Genomic DNA, 22,236 nt, shown 5'->3' on the forward strand with positions numbered 1-22,236 from the left:
TCCAAAACGACCGTTTTTGGCACTGCCGTTTCTTCAAAGCTGACCTTGGCGTAATAGCAGCGAAAGCTCACTTCGTCCGCGGTTGGTGAATTCAGCACCAGGTTGGCGAACCGCTAGGTTTCTCGAAACGGTCGTCGGTACTGACCGCAGCGATCGTCCCCTCCGAGCCCAAAGCGGAAGCGCCAGTTTCTCGCTGCGCGCGCACGCAGCGGAACGGTTGCCGCGGTGCCCCGGAAAGCTATGCGGCTGCGCAGCGAAGGCTTCGGACACTCATGCTCAGCGCAGAGAAAGCCCAAGGGGGGAGGCCCGCGTGTCCGAGACAGGTGGGCACGACGCCGTGTTATCGCGCCTGACGGATCAGTTAAGCTGCCAGATTAGACCATCATGGGGCGGTTCTGCTCGGATGGCTCTCGTGAGATCAGTCAGATAAATCGTTTTTTATCAACGATATAAAGGCCATCTCGCGTCACTGTGTGCTTGGAAGATGCAAGTAATGAAATCTTAATTTCCTTTTTTACACATTTATGTGTAAGAATCACTCCTGGCGCTGGAGGAGCTGCGCCATCGGAGGAGGAACATCATGAATTTCAGAACCACACTTACGGCCTTGTCCCTTGTTGGTGTTATCGCCACGGGTGCGCATGCGGAGAACAAGGAACTGCTACTGGGCACGATGGCCGTACCAGGCACCACGGTCGAAAAGGCGGCGCATCTGTTTGCGGAAAAGGTTGCCGCCGAGATGCCCGAGCAGCTGTCGGTCATCGTCAATGACTCGCTCCTTAAAGGCGCCCAACTGGCACCATCCGTTCGCGATGGCGTCGTGGATGCGGTGGTCGCCGTGCATCCCTACCTGTCGGGATCCGAGCCGGTGATGGGGCTTCAGAACCTGCCCGGCGTCATCCGGACGGCGGAGGAATACCAGGATGTGCTTACCGCCTTTTGGCGCGAAGACTTGCGGACGCTGTGGAACGACAACTGGAATTCCCATGTCGTCGCCGAAGGTGCATGGGCAGCGCATAATCTCTTCACCACCAAGCCTGTCGAGACACCCGAAGACTTCAAGGGGCTCAAAATCCGCGTGCACAATGCTGAAACGGCCCGGTTCATCAGCCAACTCGGCGCTCTGCCGACGCCGCTGGATGCATCCGAAATGGCGGCGGGGCTGGAACGTGGCGTGATTGATGGGCTGTTCACCCCGTCGTGCTATGCCTTCAAGCAGGAGCTCTTCCGGTCCGCCTCGCATATCGGCAACTGGCAGATCGGTCCGATCCAGGGCTGGGCGATCCTGATCAACAACGATAAGTGGAATGCTCTCAGCGCGGATGAACAGGCTGCCCTGAGCGCCGCAGGTGAGGCCGTCGAGGCCGAGATGTGGGCGAACTTTGCCGCCAACACCGCCGAATGCGTGGATGGGATGACGGCTGAAGGGGCGACGTATTTCGAGGCGTCCGAAGATGACATGGCGGCCATCTTTACCGATGCGAACACGCAGCCCGTCTTTGATGACTGGAAGTCCCGCATGGCCGACAAGGGCTTTGACGGTGACAAAACGCTTGATCAAGCGATGAGCGCCAAGGCGGGCGAATAAGCCCCTTTCCCCGAGGAGAACACTATGTCGTCAACCGCATCCATTGCGGCGGACCAGTCCCCTGTGCCCGCGGAAACCGCGGGCGCAGCCGGCGGCTGGCAGGTCGCGGGGCTTCCCGGCGCGCTCTGTATCGCAGCCCTTCTGGTCATCTCGGTCTTCGAGATCGTCTCGCGCTACGGGTTCAACGCGCCTACCTTCTGGGCGACCGAGATCTCGACCTATGTGGGCGTGGCGGCGGTGTTCCTGTCGCTGGCCTATGCCGAGGTGCGGGGCGAACATGTCCGCGTCGAGGCCTTCCTGGAGCAGCTGTCCGAAGCCCGGCGCGCCCCGATCCTTCGGCTGGCCAATTGGCTGGGTGTGGTGTTTATCGCCTTCTGCACGGTCGAGATGACGCGCTACATGGTGGCGGATTACACGGCCGGAACCCGCAATTGGGGCCTGATGTCGACGCTGCTGTGGATCCCGCAGGTGCCGGTTGTTTTGGGGCTGGCCGGGTTCACCGCCATCCTGTCCTGGCGGGCATCCCAAGGCGGCGCAGTGGCGGTCCTAATCGTCGCGGTGGCTACCGTGGCGGGCTACTATGCAGGCCGTAAGGGGTTCGTGGTCGCCGGGCATATGGTGCCGTGGAGCCTGCTGATCGTCACGGGCGCGGCTTCGGTTTCCGCCTTTATCTCGACTGGCTGGCGCAGCGGGGCGCTGCTGGCCAGCGTGCTGGTCCTTGCCTGTGCCGCGATGATGCTGGCCGCCGGGGGCGGACAGACCGGCGCGGGCATCGTGATCCTGATCTTCGTGTTCGTCTTTCTTGCCATGGGGATGCAGGTTGCCGTAGCGCTTGGTCTCGTCGGCGCGCTTGGCCTGATCTTCCTGCCGCCGATCCCGCAGACGGTCGTTGTAGCCGAGCGGGTCTGGAACGGTGTGAATTCCTTTACTTATACGGCAGTGCCGATGTTTGTCCTGATGGGCAGCCTTCTGATGCGGGCGGGCATTTCGCGCAGCCTGTTCGACGGTCTGGTTGTCTGGATGGGCCGCATTCCGGGCGGGCTGGCGCAGGCGACGCTGACGGCCAGCGGGTTGTTCGCAGCGCTCTCCGGATCGTCGATTGCCACCGCGGCCACGATCGGCAAGGCTGCGGGGCAGGAGATGCTGGATCGCGGCTACAAACCGTCGCTGGCGCTCGGCTCCATTGCCGGGGGCGGGACGCTTGGCATTCTCATCCCGCCGTCCGTGCCGATGATCATCTTTGCGGCCATGGTTGGCGTTTCGGTGACGAAGCTCTTTGTGGCGGGCATCGTGCCTGGCCTGATGGTTCTGGCCAGCATGATGGTGGCCGTCTGGATCTGGTGCCTGCTGAAGCCCGAGGCAGGCCACACCGGCCGCGCCTATTCCATGGCCGAGAAGGCCCGCGCCTTCGTGCAGTTCGGCCCATTCCTTGGCCTGATCGTGATCGTCATCGCCTCGCTCTACTTCGGGATCGTCACGGCGACCGAGGCAGGCGCGCTTGGCGCGGCTCTCGCGCTGATCCTTGCGGGGTTCTCAGGGAAGCTGTCGTTCGACATGATCCGGGGGGCGCTGCTGGAAACCGCTGCGCTGACCGGCGGGATCCTGTTCATCGTGATCGGGGCTGGCATGCTGAGCTGGCTGGTCGACTACCTGCGCATTGCGACGATGATGGTCGAGGCGGTCGAAGGCAGCGGCATGTCCATCGTGTCGATCTTGCTGATGCTGATGGTCGTCTACCTGATCCTCGGCATGTTCATCGACCCGATTTCGATGATGCTGATGACCGTGACGATCACCTATCCGATCGTTCTGCACGCCGGGTATGACGCGCTGTGGTTCGGTATTGCCCTGATGATGATGATCGAGGTCGGGCTGATCACTCCGCCGGTCGGCATCATCCTGTTCGTGCTGCGCGGATTGTTCCCGCAGGCCTCGTTCCGCGAGATCTCGCTTGGGTCTCTCGTCTTTGTCGGCGTCATCCTGGCAAATGTCATCCTGATCGCCGTGTTCCCACAGATCGTCGCCTGGCTTCCGGGCCTGATGAACTGAGACAACCATACAGGGGAGGAGGAATTCCCATGCCAAACAACGATCTACCCCCGCAGATTGCCGCCCGTGTGGCCGAATTGACGGCGACCTTCTCGGCACCGGATGCCTGCGCGGCGCAGCTGCTGTGCGACCGGCATCCCGCGGATCGCGTGGCCTATCGCATCGTCGGAGAAGGCACACCGGTCGACCTGACCTTTGGAGTGTTGAAGGCCCGGTCTGAACGCTTGGCCAGCGGGCTATCCAAGCTGGGTTACGGCCCGGGCGACCGGATCGCGACACTGATGTCCAAGGGCGAGGATTACCTTGTCACCCTGCTGGCCGTCTGGCGGCTGGGGGCGGTCTATGTGCCGCTGTTCACCGCCTTCGCGCGCGGTGCAATCGAAATGCGACTTGAGGCCAGCGGCGCGCGGCTGGTGATCTGTGACGCGGCGCAGCGGTCCAAGCTGGATGGACTGGCCGGTGCGGCCCTGCCTGATCTGAAGGTTGGTCAGTTTGGCGAGCCCGGGGCTGACCTGTCCATGCAGGATATCGAGGCCAATGGCGACGATGCCTACCCCGCCCATGTCGCGGGCGGCGATTGCGCGGTGATTGAGGTCTATACTTCGGGCACGACCGGCAAACCAAAGGGCGTCGTTGTGCCGTTGCGCGCTTGGGCCGGGTTCCAGGCCTATGGCGAATTCGGCCTTGGCCTGACGCAGGAGGATGTGTTCTGGAACGCTGCGGATCCGGGCTGGGCCTATGGGCTGTATTTCGGGGTGATCGCGTCGCTGACCAACGGCGTGACGGCGATCATGCACACGGAAAAGTTCAGCGCCGATGGCACGTTGGCCGTGTTGCGCGATCAGGGCGTCACGAATTTCACCGCTGCACCGACCGTCTATCGCAGCCTCAAGGCGCATGGGGTCGGGGCGGGGTCCATCCGTCTGAAAAATGCCTCCAGCGCCGGCGAACCACTGACGCCGGATGTAAATGAATGGGCGCCGGACGCGCTTGGCGTCGAGGTGCATGACCACTTCGGCCAGACCGAGGCAGGGATGCTGGTCAACAACCATCACCACCCCGATCTGACGCGCCCGATCAAACCGGGGTCGATGGGGCGGTCGCTGCCCGGTTGGGACATGACCGTGGTGGACGCAGAGACCCACGAGGAGCTTGGCCCTGATCGGCCCGGCTTGCTGGCCGCGCGTCTGTCGAACAGCCCATTTGCGTGGTTTTCGGGCTACCGCAGTGCGCCGGAAAAGAACGTGGAGCGGCTGACGCCCTGTGGCCGCTGGTATCTGACAGGTGATCTGGCCCAATACGATGCCGAGGGAGCGTTCCGGTTCTCGTCGCGCGATGACGACGTCATCATCATGGCGGGCTACCGGATCGGGCCTTTTGACATCGAATCCGTGATCTCAACCCACCCGGCCGTGCGCGAGGTCGCCGTGGTCGCCGTGCCCGACAACATCCGCGGCGAGGTGCTGGAGGCCGTTGTCGTCCTGAACGCAGGCGCCGCGCCATCAGATGAGCTGTCGGACGAGATCAAGCAGAAGGTTCGCACGGATTATGCCACCTATGCCTATCCGCGCCGCGTGCATTACCGCGATGACCTGCCCAAGACACCCTCGGGCAAGATCCAGCGTTTTCTGATCCGACAGGATTTGCGTCGTGCGCTGGAGGTGTCGGAATGAAGCTGGAAGGTCTTGCCGGGATCGTGACCGGTGCCGCATCGGGCCTTGGTCGGGCCACCGCCGAACGGCTGGCGGCGGAAGGTGCGCAGCTGGTCCTGATGGACATGAACGCAGAGGGGCTGGAGAGTGTCCGCGCCACGCTTCCCGGCACCCATGTCGCGGCCCCGGCCGACATCCGCGACGCGGATCAGGTCCGCGCGGCGGTGGATGCCGGGGCTAAGGCCTTTGGTGCCCTGCGGTTCGTGGTGAACTGTGCCGGCATCCCGTCGGCGGCCAAGATCGTGTCGCGCGGGGTCGCGCATGATCTGGACCTCTGGAACCGCGTGATCGGCATCAACCTGACCGGATCGTTCAACGTGCTGCGGCTTGCGGTCGAGAGGATGGTCGACAATGATCCGGACGCCGATGGCCAGCGCGGCGTAATCGTCAACACCAGCTCCATCGCGGCTTTCGACGGACTGAAGGGCCAGGCGGCCTATACCGCCAGCAAGGCTGCGGTGGCGGGGATGACCCTGCCGATTGCAAGGGATCTGGCCGATCATGGCATCCGCTGCCTCGCCATCGCACCTGGCGTGTTTGAAACCGAACTGACTGCCAGCGTCCCCGACAAGGGCCGCGAGGCGATGGAGCGGAACTTCCTGTTCCCGCGCCGCACCGGCCGACCGGCTGAATTTGCCGACATGGTGCTGACGCTGATCACGAACCCCTACCTGAATGGCGAATGCATCCGCATCGACGGCGGCACGCGGTTTGCCCCATAGGCTATCGGAGACCTCATGATGACCCAAGATGTCTATATTCTCGGCACAGCCAGAACCCCGATCGGGGGCCTGCTGGGCGAACTTTCAGGCCTCAGCGCCACCGCTCTGGGTGCGCATTCCGCCCGCGCGACGGTCGAGCGTTCCGGCCTTGGCCCCGAGACAGTCGAGCAATGTTTCATGGGCTGCGTCCTCCCCGCAGGGTTGGGGCAGGCCCCGGCACGACAGGTTGCCCTGTCCGCGGGCCTGCCCCGGTCGACGCAGGCCACCACGGTGAACAAAATGTGCGGATCGGGGATGCAGGCCGCGATCCTCGCCCATGACCGGATCAGGGCGGGCGGTGCCTCTGTCATCCTCGCAGGCGGGATGGAGAGCATGTCCAACGCGCCACACCTGCTGCCGCGTCAGCGGCAGGGAATCAAGTTCGGAAACGGGACAATCATCGATTCCATGTCGCGGGACGGGCTGGAAGACGCCTATGAGTCCGGCGCGCTCATGGGGCAATTCGCGGATCGATCTGCCGTGGCGCATCAGGTCAGCCGGGAAGAGCTGGATGACTTTGCAGTGATGTCGCTTGAACGCGCCATGGCCGGGGTCTCGGGCGATGAAATCGCCCCGGTCGAGGTTTCCACGCGCCGCGGCACCCAAGTGATCAGCACCGACGAACAGCCGCGCCATGCTGACATCGCCAGGATCCCGCAGTTGAAACCAGCTTTCGGCGCCGAGGGACGCACGACGGCGGCGAATGCCTCGTCGATTTCGGACGGGGCATCGACCATGATCCTTGCGGCGGCGGAGGCCGTGCCCGCACAGGCCCCGCGCGTGCGTATCGCAGGCCACGGCTGCTACGCGGCCGATCCCGACCAGTTCTGTTCCGCACCGGGCTTTGCCATGGCGGACCTGCTGGCCGGCATCGGCTGGGCGGCCGATGACGTCGACCTTTACGAGGTGAACGAAGCCTTTGCCGTCGTTCCCATCCTCGCTGCCCGCCATATTGGCGTGTCGCTGGACAAGATGAACATTCGGGGCGGCGCCTGCGCCCTTGGTCATCCGATCGGGGCCAGTGGGGCACGGATCGTGACAACTCTTGTGAATGCCTTGATCGCGCGCGGGGGCGGACGGGGCATGGCCTCGATCTGCCTTGGCGGCGGCGAGGCGCTTGCCATGGCACTGGAGGTGACCGGATGACCCAGACCCAAACTCAGGAAAAGGCGCAGAACCTGACCCGCATCTGCCGGGTCGAGAACGGGATCGCCTGGATCACCATGGACCGGCCGGAAAAGGCCAATGCGGTCAGCACCGCCCTGTTGACCGATATCGTTGAGGCTCTGGACGCGGCCGAGGCGACCCCCGGTGTCAGCGCCGTCGTCTTTGCGGGCGAGGGGCGGCATTTCTGCGCAGGTGCGGATCTGTCCGAGTTTCTGGCAGAAGGCGCCGCCGCCTTTCGTAGGCTTCTGAACGCCTTTCGCGAGGTCTGTATCCGGTTCGAAACCTCTCCTTTGCCGATCATCGCAATGGCACAGGGCGCTGCGCGGGCCGGCGGGCTGGAGCTGATGCTGTGCTGCGATGCGGTGGTCGCGGAGGAGGGTGCGACGCTTGGCGATGCCCACATGTTGCGCAATCTCCTGCCGGGGGGCGGCAATAGCGTTCGCCTGCCGCGCACCATCGGGCACCAACGGGCCAAATGGATGATCCTGTCGGGACAGTCGATTTCTGCTGCTCAGGCGCAGGACTGGGGGATCGTCACCCGTTGCGCGGCCCCGGACAGATTGCGGGTCGAAACCCTTGCCGTCGTGGCCGATCTGACCGTGGGTCACCGTGACACTGTCGTTCGGGCGAAATCCCTCCTGGTCGCGGCGGGGGCACTTGGGTTTGAAGAGGCGCTCGAGAATGAGATCGTGCATCTTGAGCAGCATGCGGACAGCCCGGTTCTGAAGCAGAGCCTTGCCGGGTTTCTGCGTGGCTGAGTCGGGTCGAATATCGGCCGGCACGCTGACGGTGCCATGATGCGCCTTGCTGCGTCGGCCTTATTTGTCTTCCTTTGGTCGACCGGCTTCATAGGAGCGAAATACGGTCTGCCGCATGCGGAACCGATGACATTCGTGGCCCTGAGGTTCGGCATCGTGACCGGTCTTGTCATCCTTTGGGCCTTCGCGACCCGCGCTAAATGGCCAGCCCCGCGGCTGGCTCTACACGCGGCGCTGATAGGAATTCTGATGCATGCGGGTTTCATGGGGACGACCTTCGTTGCCATTTCCCGAGGGGTGGAGGCCGGCACTGCAGCCCTGATTGCGGCCCTGCAACCTATCCTCTCCGCTCTACTGGCATGGCCGCTTCTGGGCGAGAAGACGCGTCCCAGACAATGGGTTGGTCTCTGCCTTGGGCTTGTCGGCGTGTTGCTGGTGGTTGGGAACAAGCTGACCACCGGGCTCGGCTCAGCTTCGGGATATGGTCTTTGCGTCGTCGCGCTCGGCTCGCTCTCGTTCGGGACGATCTGGCAGAAAAAAGTTGGAGCCCGGATACCCGTAGCCTCCGGGTATGTTATCCAATATGTTGCTGCGACCACTGTCACACTCGGCCTCGCACTGACGTTCGAGACGATGCGGATCGAGTGGTCACTGGATTTCGTTCTCGCCTTGACATGGCTGATCTTGGCCATTTCGATCGGCGCCATCGTGCTGCTTTACAGGATGCTCCGGACGGGGGCAGCCGCCCGTGTCTCGAGCCTTTTCTTTCTTACCCCTGCAAGCACCGCTCTCATCGGATGGGCCATGTTCGGTGAACAATTGTCAGCAATGTCTCTGGTCGGTGTGGCAATCGCTGGGGCCGGCGTCTTCATCGCGGCGCGTAATTAACAGGCCGCCGTTCCCACCACCGCCCGCACACAGAAATCCGCGATCGCTTCGACCTGGGCCAGTTGATCGGCCTCTGACGTGTCATTCACACGGGCAATCGGTCCGACCAGCGCCTCGAACAGCGATCCGACAATGCAGGCAGACGAAACCTGCACGGGTTGATCCACAAAGGCACCTTCACGGATCCCCCTGTCGATCACCGTCTCGAACACCCGCATCAACTTCTGTCGATAGCGCAGCCGCTCGATCTCGATCTCGCTTTCGACGGGTTCGGCGACAAGGGCGTAGCCCATCCGACGACCCCTGATCGCGCGGCTTCCGAAGGTATAGGCGCAGCGTCGCAGAATGTCCGGGGCGGGCTCGTCGCCCATAGCGATACCGGCGACGACATCGACCTCATGTTGCGAGACATGCGCGACGACCTTGACCAGAAGGGCCGTTCGGGACTTGTAATTACGATAGAGCGTGCCCTGCGCGAGTCCGGCCCGGTCCGCGATTGCACTGATCTGTGCGTCCTTGAACCCAACTTCCGACACAAGTGCTATGGCCGCAGCCAGTAGCCGCGCTTTTTTGTCATGCTGCGGAAAGGCGACCGTTCCAGGCGTGTCCGCCTGCACGGCTACAGATGATACTGGCAGCTCAGGTGCAGTCCCGGAGTGCTTTTCTTCTTGCTCCAGATACCAATTTTCAGCAAAGCGTCGCGCCTCATCAAGGTTCTCGGCCTTGGTGCTCGCCCGTTCGCTCACGCCCCCGAAACTGCCCTGGCATTGCCAGAACCTGCTGTTGGACCTACGATATAGGTTCACCCGACCGCCGACTGCTTCGTGTTTTTCACTGCTCATTTTCAACAAAAGCCCATCCTGTGTGAAAAATTTATAATCAGATTGTACTTCTTGCACAATTCCTGACGGAGGATCGGGAAACAACCTGATCGATAATTTCGCCTGGCTCCGCACCGCGCGCATCCTGCTCGGCCCGCGAAGCTGGGCGCGATAGTACTTCTGCTTGTTGCCATTGCGCTGATCTACCTCGGCAACCGAAGACGCCAGCACGCGCAGTCCGGGGGCTAACGGAACGGTCCGCCCTCGGGTGCGCAGCGAATGTCCGTAAGTCTGCATCGGCAGCGCTGCGGCGTGGCGCAGCGTATGGTGGGGTTAGGTTCCCATGTCTGGTGCAGCCTTGAACGACCGTTCACGTGATGTGCGCTGCGGCGCAGAACCCCGCTCTGCAGCAGATGCGGGCATTTTCATCGTCATGCTGCAATTGCACCAGCTAATCGCCGAATGGCCGGAAAGTCCGCACTGCCGACCTCGGGTTGTTGGAAATGCTGCGGCGGGGATGATGGCCGCTTCGGCGACGCTGCGCTGCGGCACCGGCGGTCGCTTCGAACGGCCGGTAATGGGATGTGCCGGCTGCTTCCCCCACCGTTGGGTTATCCTGCACTGGGATCATCCGCGCCAAAGGAGAAGCAGCCATGTGTGCGAAGAAGACAGGAAGCATTGAAGACTTGGCGGTTGTCGGCATCGACATCGGCAAGGATACATTCCATCTGGTCGGTTTCGACTGCTCGGGTCAGCTGGTTTTGCGCAAGCAGATCAAGCGGCTTGCGCTGGAGGCAACGTTCGAGAAGTTGCCGCAATGTGTGGTCGGGATGGAGGCTTGCCTCAGCGCCCATTTTGTCAGCCGAACGCTGCGGCGGATGGGGTTCGAGCCACGGATCATCCCGGCGATTTACGTGAAGCCGTTCAACAAGGGGCAGAAGAACGATTACAACGACGCCGAGGCGATCGCCGAAGCCGCTCTGCGGCCGAACCTGCGGACGGTGACGGAGAAGAGCCAGGACCAGCTCGACCTTCAGGCCCTGCACCGGGTGCGCGCGCGGCTGGTGTCGCGGCGCACGGCGACCATCAACCAGATCCGGGCCTTCCTGATCGAGCGGGGCATCACCGTCAGGTCGGGGCTGCGGGCGCTGAAGAATTCCTTTAAGACGATCCTCGAACAGCGGCGGGACGAGATCTCGCCCCGGATGCGAGGTATCCTGATCGGGCTTTACGGCGACTGGCTCTGGCTGGACAAACGGATCGAGGATGTCTCCGGCGAGATCGAAGGGATCAGCCGAACCGAAGAGAACTGCGCCAACATCATGACAATACCCGGCATCGGGCCAATGATCTCGACGGCGATGGTTGCGGCCGTCGGCAAAGGCGAGGCATTCGACCGGGGGCGCGATTTCGCCGCCTGGGTTGGCTTGGTGCCCCGACAGTTCAGCACCGGCGGGCGAACGATCCTCGGCCGGATCACCAAACGCGGCAGCCGCTATCTGAGGATGCTGTTCGTGCAAGCTGCGAAAGTGATCATGATGCGCCCTCACCGATGGTCCGACTTCAGTTTCGGCCCGTGGCTGACCGAGGCAGTCGCCCGTATGCCGCGAAACAAGGCGGCCATCGCGCTTGCCAACAAGCTGGCTCGGACCGCCTGGAGCCTTCTGCGGCACGGAACCCGGTTCGACGCCTCACGAGACGCGGCGATGGAAGCGATTTGACGCCTTCCACAGCCACCAAGGAGTTCGCGATAGAGACGACAGCATGGAACGGAGAAGATACGCCCCCAGAGTCTGACGGCCCAAATGGTCATTTTGGACCTTGCCGGTAATGAGACCACGGCGCGTGCGTAACCCCATCAAGGCCACGGCCCGCGAGCCGATCAACAGGCCGGATACATATGAGCGATTTCCGAAGTCGTGCCAAATTCTTGATTGCGAACAGCAGCCGGCACATACAATTGGGCCGGTAGCGACGGGCGCTGCTGCCCACCATGTTTACGGCTCGCGGCACTACCACAAGCCCGCTCCGAGCCCAAAGTACCAGTTACTGCACTAGGTCATGTTGACAAATGGCGGATCCAGAGACGGATCGACGTGATGTCAATGAAGCCGAGGAAGCTTTCCGCCGTCTTGTCGTAGCGGGTCGCGACACGCCTGGCGTTCTTGAGCTTGTTGAAGCAGCGTTCGACCAGATTACGCAGGCGATACAGCGAGCGATCGACACCAATCCGCTTCTTGCGGGACTTTCGCATCGGGATCACGGGCAGGACGTTGCGCGCTTCCATGCCGTCTCTGATCTTGTCTGCATCGTAGCCGCGATCCGCGAGCAGCACGCTCGGGCGGGGCAGATTATCAGCCATCACCAGATCGAAGCCGAGATAGTCCGACGTCTGGCCTGGCGTGATCTCTGTCCTCATGGGAAGCCCGTGTGCATTGACGAGGAGGTGGATCTTGGTCGTAAAGCCACCTCGAGAACGGCCGAAACCCTGTCGTGGAGTCCCCCTTTAGCGCCCGCTGCCTGATGGTGGGCGAGGATTACGGTGCTGTCGATCATCTGCAGGGCGCTTGGCACAGCTCCGCTCTGGTTCAGTGCCTCCATGATGTCCTCCCAGAGCCCGGCCAACGTCCAGCGCCGGAATTGCCGATAGACGCTCGACCACTTGCCGAACTCCCCGGGAAGATCGCGCCAAGGCGCCCCGGTTCGGGCAATCCAGAAAATCCCATCAAGAACGAGGCGGTGGTTGGTGGGTTTACGCCCGTTCGGGGCGCGGACGGCGAGGATGAAGCGCTCAAAGAACGTCTATTCCTCGTCCGACATAAGGTCTCGTGCCAAGCTGGTCTCCATCGCAGATGCCAGCTTGAATCATGCTCAAAGCCTGATGTGAATCCCTTTTGTCAACACGACCTATGCGCGAATGTCGGCCATCAATGAGACTACGCCTACACACGCGCAATCTCACGGATCAGATCATTTGTCTCTGGTCTCGTCGTTTGGTGCCGATAACGAAGAGCAGAAACAGTTCGCGAAATTTCAAGGCCGTCGATGGGTATCGAAACGAGGCCCCTGTCTGCTGGAATTGCCGTGGTTGGCAAAATCACCGCGCCTAATCCCTGCCGCGCGAGTTCGACTAACCAATCCACGCGATTTGACCGATAGGCCGCGTAGAGTTCGAGACCTTGGTCTGCACATGCCCGATGCAACGCATCCCGCATTTCGCAATTGGGTCTATCGAGCATGTCAGTTTCAGCGAGTGTCGAAAGAGAAACAGCGTCTCGTTCAGACAACGGGTGCGACTTGGACACCATAACCTTGTAGGACTCGTCATAGAGCTGGTCTATTCGATAGAGGTCTTCACTGACCGTCTCCGCTGTGACAACGACGTCAAATTCACACTCTCGCAATCCGGCCAGAAGCTTGGAGGCAGACGCCACGATCAACTCTATTTCGGCTTGCGGCAATCGTGTACGGAAGCGTTCCACGGCGGTTGAAATCCGGTTGTGACCAATCGTTTCGCCAACACCGACAGAAATAGGAACCCGCTCTAGTCGCGTATGGCGGACGGCTTCTGCCTTAGCTGCCTGCGTTTCGTCATGCGCTTTCTGTAGCCTTGGCTGCATGAGTTTTCCGAGTGCCGTCAACCTGCATCCCGCGCGGTCCCTGACAAACAGATCACCCCCGAGCTCGTGTTCAAGTTTCTTGATCGCGGTCGTCAAGGACGGTTGGGAAACATTTGAGGCGCTAGCTGCATGGGTGAAGTTGCGATGCTGGCAGACAGCCAAAAAATACCTGATCTGGTTCATCTCCACGGCCACAGTCTCCGTCACTTTCCGCCATGAGGTTCACCATAGCACATGTCTATCAAAGAATAGAAGTTCTGGATTGGTGTCTGAGGCATTCGGCATGAGAAAAGGGTGCATCGAATCCAAACACAACAACATCTCAATCAGGAGGCGACCATGAAAGCCCAAATTCTCAAGACACTCGCCGCTTTGGCCTTGATCACGACATCTGCAGCCGCACAGGAAACCCCAATGGAAAATCACACTGCCAGCTACATCGCCATGCCCGCCGCTGAAGGCCAGACCGAAGCATTCGCCGAATTTCTGGCCGGAGCCGCCCCGATTGTCGCGGACACCGAACCAGGCACCGTGCTTTGGTTTGCCTTGCAAGACGACGATACGCTCGCGATCTTTGATATCTTCGTGGATGAAGAAGCGCGCAATGCGCATTTCTCCGGCGCTGTGGCGGCGGCTTTGAAGCAAAATGCCGACGCGCTGGTCGCCGGGGGCTGGGACGATGGTGTTGTCGCGAATATCAACAATTCCGATGTCCTGTCGGTGAGGGAACCGGTTGATCTCTACTCGGCGAGGACAGCCACGTATATCACGCTCGAAGCAGCCCCCGGCAAAGGGCCGGAACTGGCAGCCTTGCTGACCGCAGCTGGTCCCATCGTCGGAGAATCCGAACCCGGCACATTGTTCTGGGCGGCGCTGCAGATTGACGAAACATCCTTCGCAATCTTCGACATCTTCACCAACAATGCTGGCCGTGAAGCACACTTTGCCGGTCAAGTCGCCGGGCTGCTGAACGAACGGGCAGCTGAGTTGGTCGCTGGCGGGTGGGACGACGGTGTGGTCGCTAACGTCCACAACTTCGACATCCTCGCCATCAAGTAACGAGATGTGACAGGAACAAGAGGCGCCTGGTGCAACGCATCAGGCGCTTTGCCGAACGAATTTAGATTCACCGTGAAGCGGCCGTTCGAGTAACTGCAGCGAATTAGCGCTTTGTCCGCGGTTGGTGAATTCAGCGCCAGGTTGGCGAACGGCGAGGTTTCTCGAAACGGTCGTCGGTACTGACCGCAGCGATCGGCCCCTCCGAGCCCTCTTTGACAAATGCTGCGCTCGCGATGAATGGTTAATTTTGGAGAGTGACTGGTACTGTTCTAGCCGCGGTGAGCCATAACCCGATTGATCACCTCAATTGCGATCTCGCCAATTCTGTCGGCTCCCGCTTGGCTCGGATCGTAAGACGCCACGGTCAAACCAAGCGCCCCAGACCGAGCCAGGATTTTGTCGAGGCACGCCAAAAGGTCCTTCTCCGTAAGTCCGCCAGGCTCGGCATATTCGTTTGCCATCCCCTCTGATGGATCAATACAATCCATGTCCAGATGAATCAGCACCTTGTCCACACGTGTCGGTAGCAGCCGATCGAGTGCGTCGGCGAAAGGTTCTGATCTGTTTGCACCGCCCTCAACCATAGACACGCCAGTTGCTGAAAGGCGTTCCAGAAGGCCAGGTTCCAGATGGCGTGATCCACAGTAGATCAGACGATGCGGGTCCAAGGGGGTGAACCCCGGAACCGTCTTTGCAAGACGCTGCCAACACTGCCCAGTGAGAGTTGCAGCGCCCATGCTGTCGAAGTAGCCATGGTCAATGTCGTCTGGCGTATAGAAATCGGTGTGACCGTCGAACCAGATCAACGGCACATCGGGACTTCCGAGACCGGCATATGTACCAACCTCGGCGTTGCAGTTTCCGGAGAGGACGAGTGGGAAATGACCGGCGGCTACGGCTCTAGAGACAGCGTCTGCCACCCGTCGTTTGACCTCGAATGCCCGACCCACCTCGCCCTCGCATTCAGGTATGTCACCGAGATCAGAAACATGGGTTTCAACGCAGGAGTGCTTTAGGGCTTCTTTCAGACCCATCTCCATCAGGCGGATCGGCCCCGCTCCAACCCGATCCTCCCGTAAGCCACCGTGGTACGGCGCAAGTATGATTTCGACTGATTTCACGCCGCGAAGATGACATCTGTCTATTCAATGATCAATTGCCAGAGCCGCCGTTCGCGCAACGGCAGCGAAAGCCCGGATTGTCCGCACACTGCTCGGCAGCACTCTCAGGATGAATGTCCGCTTCGCTGGCAAGACACATACAAGAGATCGGCAGGGGCACGCCTGGGCACGGGGTAGCATTGCGCTTTGAACTATTGCCGGTCTTCCGAGCACCATTTCTAGGAAAGGACTGGCGCGTAGTGTGACCCCGTGCCTTTTGGCGCCAACGTTTCAGCCCTGCGCGCGCTTGAGGAACTCCATAGGCTCGTGGGTCTGCATCACGTACTCGCACCCGGCTCTGAAATCGCCCTCGGGCTCTCTTGAAGCAACATCCAAGGCGGCCCTCTCGAAAGCGCCAATCCCCAGCATCTGCGTGTTCAGCAGCACTGTCCTGGTGGACTCATGCGTATTACGATCAACCACCAGGAAGCGAACCTTCTCATAGGACTTCAGACGGTCGTAGGTCGCATTCGGAAAGCTATGGAGGGAAACGAATTGCTCCTGAACGTAACTGAAGGGGGTGTCTGGCGCGATCTGCCACACCCAGTAGCCCACGCCTCCGAAAGGGGTGGGGACCAGCGCAGCGACGAGGCCGATTTCCAAGTCGCCCTCATGATCCCGGATCTGTGCCGCCAGATCGCTATCGCACGCACAGACGATGGTGGCTTCGAGGCCCTTCTCTGTGACGATATCGCGGAACATGATCGCATTTGGCAATGGGCCGTCGAGGTCATCCATCTCATCATGCCCCGATGTCAAAGCCCCAATTCTGATCGCTTCCATGGCCATTTCTGCCACGATACTGGCCTCTGAAAACATTCCCGACCTGATGTCCTCAAGGATGAGTGGTGCCCCCGCCAGGATGCCATCCCGAGCCAACCCTGCATGCACGTCGACATCGATAGTCGATACATTGGACACACCTAGCATGCGGGCGCTGAAGCTGGGCTCCCCATCGTGGAGGTCAGGTGCGCGGAATACGCCGAGCATTACCAAGTTGTACCCCATCTCGAGAGCAAAATTCAGAGTATCAGTGCCCGCGACCAAATTCAGGATCGAGTGACCAACCGCTTCTGCGTAGGTGAGACCGGGGCGTGCTTCATCGTGCTGTCGCTTTTCCCAGTTGTCGAAGCCGAGCATGGCGCCGATTACCCGAATGTACTGATCACCTTCACTGGTACCAAATACCTTATTGCGGCCCTCGAACGCTTTTCTCTCGAACGGAAACGACGTGTAATCGGTCTCGCCTATCACATGGACGATGAGCTTATTCTCGAGGTCTGACATGGTGGGCGACTTCCGCGGCTATTTCCCCTGGTACACGAAGCGTAGGTTCGCAAAGTCTGCGCGGCAACCCTCGTGAGGTATTCGGTTTCAGGATCAGGTAGTGCTATGCTGGTCTACGTTCCCACTCGCCCAAAGGAGACCGATCATCGACGCTCATATACTTGCCGCCCTTATCCTCACGCCCTTCGTGCTGGCATTCGTCTACGCGGGCGTCCACGAGTACTTGCGATACAAATCGGAAGGCCGAGCCACCTATGGCTTGGTCTTCGATGAGGAGACCGGAACCTCCTACGTAACTGGGATCGGCGAGGAGGATGAGGCGTTCGACCCCGAAGAGTTCAATCCTGATGACTACAATGAGTCGTCAGACAACGAAGTCTTAGATAGGGATCAGCCTGGGCTGGATGACGGCGCCTCAACGGAGGGCGCAGAGAGGACGACTTCAAAGCCTACTTGACCGGCTGATCCGTGAGCCTGTGCGGGTCACCTAGAACCTCACGCTGGTGTTGCTCAAGGAGCGTGACCATGCGACGTCCGGTGATGAGCTTCCGGCGCTTCAGGGAGACCAGTACCCGTTCGGTCAGGTCGAGTTCCACCACATCTCCCGAGAGCTCAGTCAGCTTGGCGGCATAGACATCACCGTATGTCGTCTGGAGCACGAAGCTCTTCTGTCGGATGAAGCGCTCGATCAAGTCCGCGACAGTATGAGGTCGGTTCATGTGTCCCCCTTGAGCACTTCCTGATTTTTCCAGGTATGGAATGTCGCCTCTCGACTGCGGAGTCCTCGTATGTTCACAGGCCGCATGACGACAGATGATACTTTCCCTCCGCGGACCACAACGCCACCGAAGCTGAATTCTTCCACCTGTGGGATCGTGCTCGGCTCGGGGGAACTAAGCAGGTCCTCGTACCTGCTCAGCCTGCGATGCAGCACCGCGCCCATACATGCTGCTCCCGTGAACCCGAGGGCTGCGATCCCATAGATGGCCTTGAAGATGCCGGCGTCCGACTGCAGGAGCGCATTGCCAAACAGTAGAGCTGCGACCGAGCTTACGACGCTCAGGGCGAGGTTTCCCCACCTCAGCCGTTGCAGGTCTCTCGACTTCCTGGCGATCGTTCTATCTCTATGCATTTCGATGCCTCATCCTCTCGACGAGAGACCTACCACCGATGGGTTTCTCATCCATTTCAGAACTTTTGGAAACCGCCCAGCGCCTTAAATTAATGCATTCTCATAGGATTACCCAACGGAATTCATGTCAGTTCCGTGATATCTTTCCACCCACAGTTGCAGGCCACGCCGCACTTGATAGATAGCACACGTCCGGCGCCTCACTCCTCCTCCCGAGGCTGCTGGTAAAGCAATAGCGGACCGCCCACCGGCTCCGTTAAGCTACCGGGTCGACCTGCACCTCCTCCTCCCGCGGGTCGACCCGCTCAAGCAGAGGGTGGATTATTCCCAAGCCGCCCAAAGATCGTCTCTTCCGCCAAGCTATTCTCGACGACACTCAAGTATGGTTGAATGTGATCTACCGCGTACCAGGCCGAAAAATCGTCAGTCCTGACCTGAAAATATGGATCACCCGAGATAAGCATCGGCCCATCTGTGACCAGGCCAGTCTCGCGGGGTAGCCTCTTCTACAGCTGTTCGAGCACATACGTACCGGCTTGAAAACGAGGTCTATGCATTGATGGAAATCTCCCCCAGGTCCTAATGCTTTCAGACTGCACCAAGCCTGATCCATTGCAAGAAGACTGCGAACTGGAATACCTGGAGCGGCAACTATCTGCCAGTCATTGTTGGCGTCTCCGCAATCCGACGAGAGGCGACCGGATCGCTGGAGATGGCTTCTCCTCCCAAAGAACCACCTCGTGACCGACCAACCTCCCAGAACGCTGGTCAGAATGTCGCAGACCAAGACACAACAAGTTCATGTGAGTGTAATGAGGGCAATTCCGCCGCGACGCAGCGTTAGCGACAGACATCGCCGCCCCCGCACTGCTAAGGTAGATGTGATAGCACCAGCTCATGACTGAACATACCCCCGGGTGGCACCCGTTAGCCCCTTCGAAGGCCCAACGTCTCACGTCCAGCCTTAGCCACTCGAGGGATCGGCCAGCCCCCACAAGGAGAGGCTCGCACGATCGTATCCCGCCACATCGAACGCCCGACTGGGCTCTTCAATCTGCTGACGACAGGGCAGCGAATTCGCCACACCGAATATCGCGCTTTTGCAGACCACTTTACACGGCACTTTACCTACCTACAGTGAGCGCGATTCTGAGTGTTGGGGGACGAGTGATGGCATATGTGAAGCGGACTTGCAGCAACTGTGGCTTCAAGGACATTCAGCCGAACATGGTTCAGAAAACCTTCATGAGGAACGTCGGATCGAGCCAGGCCAGCATGAACGGCGCCACGGTTCTCGGCGCAATGCTTGGCAACAAGTCGAGTACCCGTCGGGTCCAAAGTGTGCTCTTCAACAACGGCCAGCGCACCCATCGCCGGAAGACCACCGCCTGGTTCTGCTCAGACTGCGCAAAGAAGGTCACGGTGAAGGATGATTTTTCCTGGAGTAGCGGAAAGACCTACCTCGTTCTCTTCGTCCTAGCACTGATCTTCCTCGCCCCGGTGCGCGATTTCACGATCGGCATCCTCCATGGGATTGGTGATGGTCTCAGTTCGAAGTCTACACCTGACGAAGCGACCTCTGGAAATCAGCCCACTCTCTCATCAGAAGACCTGACCGCCCTTGAGGGATTGCCGGAGGGAGGTGACAGCTTCGCATCAGGCTACATGGGTCCAGTTCATGGCGAGACTGATGTGTTTGGCGGCGACATCTTCCCGCTCGGTTTGTCCGACATGACGATCCAGGATTGCCTGGCCTGGTGCGAGAAAGTCCCCGATTGCGTTGCGATCAGTTACGTCGATCGGCGAAAGGAATGTTACCCGAAGAACGCGCTTTCGGAGCCTCGAGCCGCCAAGGGAGTGGTCGCCGCGATCAAGCAATAGCGCGTCAAAAATGGCGCGCAAGTATCTGGGTTTTCGAAAGAATGGTGCGGTCGAGAAGACTCGAACTTCCACGGGAGTTACCCCACAGCGACCTCAACGCTGCGCGTCTACCAATTCCGCCACGACCGCACTGTCTTGACTTGGTGAGGCCTTACCTATCGAAGGTCCACATGAATGAAAAGTGGCGATCTCACTCTGCTCGCCAGAGAATTGAGGCTCGCGCTGCAGCTCAAGTTCGGCTTAATAAGCGCATGGAGAATCTGAAGTCGATCCGAACCGCTCACGACATTTCACTCGCGCAGCTTTCCGAGCGCGCGATGCTGAGACCAGGTCAGATTCTACTGATCGAAAGCGGCAGGATAGAGGCGTCTCCGCAGGAAGCGGAGCGCTTGGCGGTCGCGCTTGGCGTGTCGGTCATCGACCTCTATCAGCTAACAGACACGGATAAAATACTGATGGACTTGTTTCAGCAATTGAACCCGGAGCATCGAAGCGCAGTTCTCAACATCCTCGAGGAAGATGAGTTCTGAGCGGCGACCATCGCCGCCGCGACCTCTGACTAAGGGTGCTTCCCTTATGACGAGAACGCCCCTCCTCCCCTTCTTCACGACGCGCCATGTATTACACTCTAAGATTTTTCCCAACATCGTAGCCGATAAGGTACGTTTTATGAAATCTTCGTACCCTATTTGACACGAAAGGTCACCACGCAGCATTAGCTTCGCAACTCCCGCGCCCAGCGCACTTTGGCCTCTGTCGGCTTCGGGTTCGGCCTGTCCCGCCCTGCGCGGGTCCAACTCCCTCCACGAGAGCGACCGTCTTCCACCCAGCCAGATGCTCTCATGCTCGCGCCATTTTCAGAGTCGAGCGTGTACGTGATGATGCGCTGGAAGCCTCTCGCCTTGGCCTCCTTGGCCGCCGCGCTCAGCAGCTTGGAAGACGCATTGAACCGCAGCGCCGCCGGCATCGTTCGATCGAGGCAAAGCCGGTTCACCTCCACCACCTGGTTGGCATCGATCATCCTGGCCACCGGGCGCCCGATCATGGCAACACCGACCAGTGATGGCCCATTCCAGCAGCCAAAGCCGAACCTCCAGCCCGCGGGCGGCCGGCAATGGTGGTGATGGTCGAGAACAAACTGCTTGGCGGCCGAGAACTTGATCGGACCGACTGAGATCCTGAAATCGAGAAGGAACGATGGCTCTGTGGAGATCACATTGCGCAACCTCTGCCCGAGCAGGTCTTCAGCTCCCATGTCACGCATCAGCTCTGCTGCTGCCTTCGGGTCTTCCTGAAGGAGATTCACGACGAAGGCATGCCGCCCCTCACAGCAGGTGTCGATCTGGAACTCATGCCCCCAGGCCTCATGCAATTCCTGAACTGCTTGGCCACAGCACCATGGACAGATTTCAGACATCTCTGGCGTCACGCCGCGGTCGACTCTTTCTCGTCGCCGGTGTACTCCGAAGTGAAGGCATCGAGGGCATTCGCCGCATCGGCCTCCCAGCGGTCCCGCAGCACCGCATGCGTGCCGCCATCGGCCTTAGCCCGAGAGCCCTCGATGATGTTCTGATAGACCACGTGACACGTGGTATCCACTCCAGCCTTGAAGGCGGCGACATCCCGAGCCCCAAGGGGCCCCATGTCCGCTTCGGGCATCTGATTACGGATAAGACCGATTGCATGAGCAAGTTCGCGGATGGTTGCCCGCTGCCACTGGGTCGAGGGCACACCCCTATGGCTATTCGCGAATTCCGACAGTTGTTCGATGGCACAGCGAAGCGTCGAGGCAATCAGACCGTTGGCGACATCGAGTTGAACGTGCGGACCCTTCAGACCTGCCAGGATGCGCGCCTCATAGTCCCGCTGGGCTGCAGCGAGGGCTGATGACAGGTCGATCAGATCGACTTACATCTCGCCACCCATCCGTTTCCAGCCGTAGCCGTCAGGACCATAGTCAACGATCAGGTAGTCCCCGCAGGTCGACCTCAGTCGTGTGGCGATCGGGATCCCATCCTCGCCGGTCTCGTGGACCCATTGAAGGGATTTGATGGAGGGCTTCGACCGAGTCATTTTTCAGAGTCCTTCAATTGCGTGACTCTGAAAGGGCTACCTTCGAGGCCATGGCGCCGCAGGAAGTCCACAGCGTTGGCCTTGATCTGCTTTCCGGCAGGCACGTGTCGGCAAAGCACTCGGATGAGCATGGCCATCTCTTCCGCCGGCGGAGCTGCTCGAAGGCGCTCGATCTCTTCTTGGGCCGCTTTCGGGACGGTCTGTGTGCAGCGACACCGCTGGTGAAACAGCGCGACATTGCAGGTGGTGATTTTGGGGGAAGCGGAAGCCGGGCGTAGCC

Annotated in this window: 22 protein-coding genes and 1 tRNA gene; 12 read left to right on the plus strand and 11 right to left on the minus strand. The window is 60.2% G+C overall.

Features of this window, described 5'->3' with window-relative positions; all coding sequences use genetic code 11:
* Positions 1-580: 580 nt before the first annotated feature.
* The 7 genes from G0D83_RS24045 to G0D83_RS24075 are packed head-to-tail and all read left to right on the plus strand — an operon-like array spanning position 581 to position 8,923.
* A complete protein-coding gene (locus G0D83_RS24045; RefSeq protein WP_164197120.1) occupies positions 581-1,588 on the plus strand; it encodes a TRAP transporter substrate-binding protein in 1,008 nt (335 codons plus the stop codon).
* Positions 1,589-1,612: 24 nt separating this feature from the next.
* On the plus strand, positions 1,613-3,637 hold the full coding sequence (locus tag G0D83_RS24050; RefSeq protein ID WP_164197121.1) for a TRAP transporter large permease subunit: 2,025 nt from the start codon (positions 1,613-1,615) through the stop codon (positions 3,635-3,637).
* A gap of 29 nt (positions 3,638-3,666) precedes the next feature.
* Positions 3,667-5,310: an AMP-binding protein gene (locus tag G0D83_RS24055; protein WP_164197122.1), complete on the plus strand. Its 1,644-nt coding sequence runs from the start codon at positions 3,667-3,669 to the stop codon at positions 5,308-5,310.
* Positions 5,307-6,071, plus strand: a complete 765-nt coding sequence (locus tag G0D83_RS24060; protein WP_164197123.1) for an SDR family NAD(P)-dependent oxidoreductase — start codon at positions 5,307-5,309, stop codon at positions 6,069-6,071. Before G0D83_RS24055 ends, G0D83_RS24060 begins: the two co-directional genes overlap by 4 nt.
* Before the next feature lie 15 nt (positions 6,072-6,086).
* Positions 6,087-7,256, plus strand: coding sequence for an acetyl-CoA C-acyltransferase (locus G0D83_RS24065; protein WP_164197124.1), 1,170 nt, complete (start codon positions 6,087-6,089; stop codon positions 7,254-7,256).
* Complete coding sequence (locus tag G0D83_RS24070) at positions 7,253-8,035, plus strand: enoyl-CoA hydratase/isomerase family protein (protein ID WP_164197125.1); 783 nt, start codon at positions 7,253-7,255, stop codon at positions 8,033-8,035. The genes G0D83_RS24065 and G0D83_RS24070 overlap by 4 nt, the downstream gene beginning before the upstream one ends.
* A 36-nt stretch (positions 8,036-8,071) precedes the next feature.
* Positions 8,072-8,923 carry a DMT family transporter gene (locus G0D83_RS24075; protein WP_164197126.1) on the plus strand — a complete coding sequence of 284 codons (852 nt, stop codon included), beginning with the start codon at positions 8,072-8,074 and terminating at the stop codon, positions 8,921-8,923.
* Here G0D83_RS24075 and G0D83_RS24080 read toward each other — a convergent pair.
* The gene (locus G0D83_RS24080; protein WP_203595646.1) at positions 8,920-10,041 is read right to left on the minus strand and encodes a TetR/AcrR family transcriptional regulator; all 1,122 of its coding nucleotides are present in this window, start codon (positions 10,039-10,041) and stop codon (positions 8,920-8,922) included. The two genes, G0D83_RS24075 and G0D83_RS24080, sit on opposite strands and share 4 nt — an antisense overlap.
* A 356-nt stretch (positions 10,042-10,397) precedes the next feature.
* Between G0D83_RS24080 and G0D83_RS24085 the strand changes: the two genes are divergently transcribed.
* Positions 10,398-11,465 carry an IS110 family transposase gene (locus G0D83_RS24085; protein ID WP_164197138.1) on the plus strand — a complete coding sequence of 356 codons (1,068 nt, stop codon included), beginning with the start codon at positions 10,398-10,400 and terminating at the stop codon, positions 11,463-11,465.
* A 338-nt stretch (positions 11,466-11,803) separates the two neighbouring features.
* Here the strand turns inward: G0D83_RS24085 and G0D83_RS24090 are convergent.
* Positions 11,804-12,528, minus strand: a protein-coding gene (locus G0D83_RS24090) for an IS5 family transposase (protein ID WP_370457308.1) whose coding sequence is annotated in 2 segments (ribosomal slippage) — positions 11,804-12,252 and positions 12,252-12,528 — 726 coding nt in all. Because the reading frame shifts where the segments join, the coding sequence is not laid out codon by codon here.
* Positions 12,529-12,686: 158 nt separating this feature from the next.
* Positions 12,687-13,547, minus strand: coding sequence for a LysR family transcriptional regulator (locus tag G0D83_RS24095; protein ID WP_203595649.1), 861 nt, complete (start codon positions 13,545-13,547; stop codon positions 12,687-12,689).
* Between the two features lie 156 nt (positions 13,548-13,703).
* Between G0D83_RS24095 and G0D83_RS24100 the strand changes: the two genes are divergently transcribed.
* Positions 13,704-14,423, plus strand: coding sequence for a putative quinol monooxygenase (locus G0D83_RS24100; RefSeq protein WP_164197128.1), 720 nt, complete (start codon positions 13,704-13,706; stop codon positions 14,421-14,423).
* Between the two features lie 269 nt (positions 14,424-14,692).
* Here G0D83_RS24100 and G0D83_RS24105 read toward each other — a convergent pair whose 3' ends face one another.
* Together G0D83_RS24105 and G0D83_RS24110 are read right to left on the minus strand one after the other, a co-directional pair.
* Positions 14,693-15,544, minus strand: a complete 852-nt coding sequence (locus G0D83_RS24105) for an arginase family protein (protein ID WP_164197129.1) — start codon at positions 15,542-15,544, stop codon at positions 14,693-14,695.
* Positions 15,545-15,814: 270 nt separating this feature from the next.
* Positions 15,815-16,870 carry a hypothetical protein gene (locus tag G0D83_RS24110; protein WP_164197130.1) on the minus strand — a complete coding sequence of 352 codons (1,056 nt, stop codon included), beginning with the start codon at positions 16,868-16,870 and terminating at the stop codon, positions 15,815-15,817.
* 100 nt (positions 16,871-16,970) lie between these two features.
* On the opposite strand from G0D83_RS24110, the gene G0D83_RS31960 reads away from it, so the two are divergent.
* Positions 16,971-17,327, plus strand: a complete 357-nt coding sequence (locus tag G0D83_RS31960; protein ID WP_203595650.1) for a hypothetical protein — start codon at positions 16,971-16,973, stop codon at positions 17,325-17,327.
* Here the strand turns inward: G0D83_RS31960 and G0D83_RS24120 are convergent.
* Positions 17,320-17,589 (minus strand): hypothetical protein, encoded by a 270-nt coding sequence (locus G0D83_RS24120; protein ID WP_164197131.1) that lies wholly within the window; start codon positions 17,587-17,589, stop codon positions 17,320-17,322. The genes G0D83_RS31960 and G0D83_RS24120 overlap by 8 nt on opposite strands.
* Before the next feature lie 1,583 nt (positions 17,590-19,172).
* Here G0D83_RS24120 and G0D83_RS24125 point away from each other — a divergent pair.
* Positions 19,173-19,883: a hypothetical protein gene (locus tag G0D83_RS24125; RefSeq protein ID WP_164197132.1), complete on the plus strand. Its 711-nt coding sequence runs from the start codon at positions 19,173-19,175 to the stop codon at positions 19,881-19,883.
* 42 nt (positions 19,884-19,925) lie between these two features.
* Here the strand turns inward: G0D83_RS24125 and G0D83_RS24130 are convergent.
* Positions 19,926-20,012, minus strand: a tRNA-Leu gene (locus G0D83_RS24130).
* A gap of 41 nt (positions 20,013-20,053) precedes the next feature.
* Here G0D83_RS24130 and G0D83_RS24135 point away from each other — a divergent pair.
* Positions 20,054-20,413, plus strand: a complete 360-nt coding sequence (locus tag G0D83_RS24135) for a helix-turn-helix transcriptional regulator (RefSeq protein ID WP_164197133.1) — start codon at positions 20,054-20,056, stop codon at positions 20,411-20,413.
* Between the two features lie 185 nt (positions 20,414-20,598).
* On the opposite strand, the gene G0D83_RS24140 is transcribed toward G0D83_RS24135, so the two are convergent.
* The 4 genes from G0D83_RS24140 to G0D83_RS31965 all read right to left on the minus strand — a co-directional run.
* Positions 20,599-21,300, minus strand: coding sequence for an XF1762 family protein (locus G0D83_RS24140; RefSeq protein ID WP_164197134.1), 702 nt, complete (start codon positions 21,298-21,300; stop codon positions 20,599-20,601).
* A gap of 8 nt (positions 21,301-21,308) precedes the next feature.
* A complete protein-coding gene (locus tag G0D83_RS24145) occupies positions 21,309-21,527 on the minus strand; it encodes a hypothetical protein (RefSeq protein ID WP_164197135.1) in 219 nt (72 codons plus the stop codon).
* Between the two features lie 264 nt (positions 21,528-21,791).
* Positions 21,792-21,956: a hypothetical protein gene (locus G0D83_RS24150; protein WP_164197136.1), complete on the minus strand. Its 165-nt coding sequence runs from the start codon at positions 21,954-21,956 to the stop codon at positions 21,792-21,794.
* A partial coding sequence (locus G0D83_RS31965) for a hypothetical protein (protein WP_203595647.1) occupies positions 21,953-22,236 on the minus strand: 284 nt, incomplete at its 5' end. The genes G0D83_RS24150 and G0D83_RS31965, both read right to left, overlap by 4 nt.

This window comes from Salipiger sp. PrR003, assembly GCF_010500785.1.
GTDB lineage: Bacteria > Pseudomonadota > Alphaproteobacteria > Rhodobacterales > Rhodobacteraceae > Salipiger > Salipiger pacificus_A.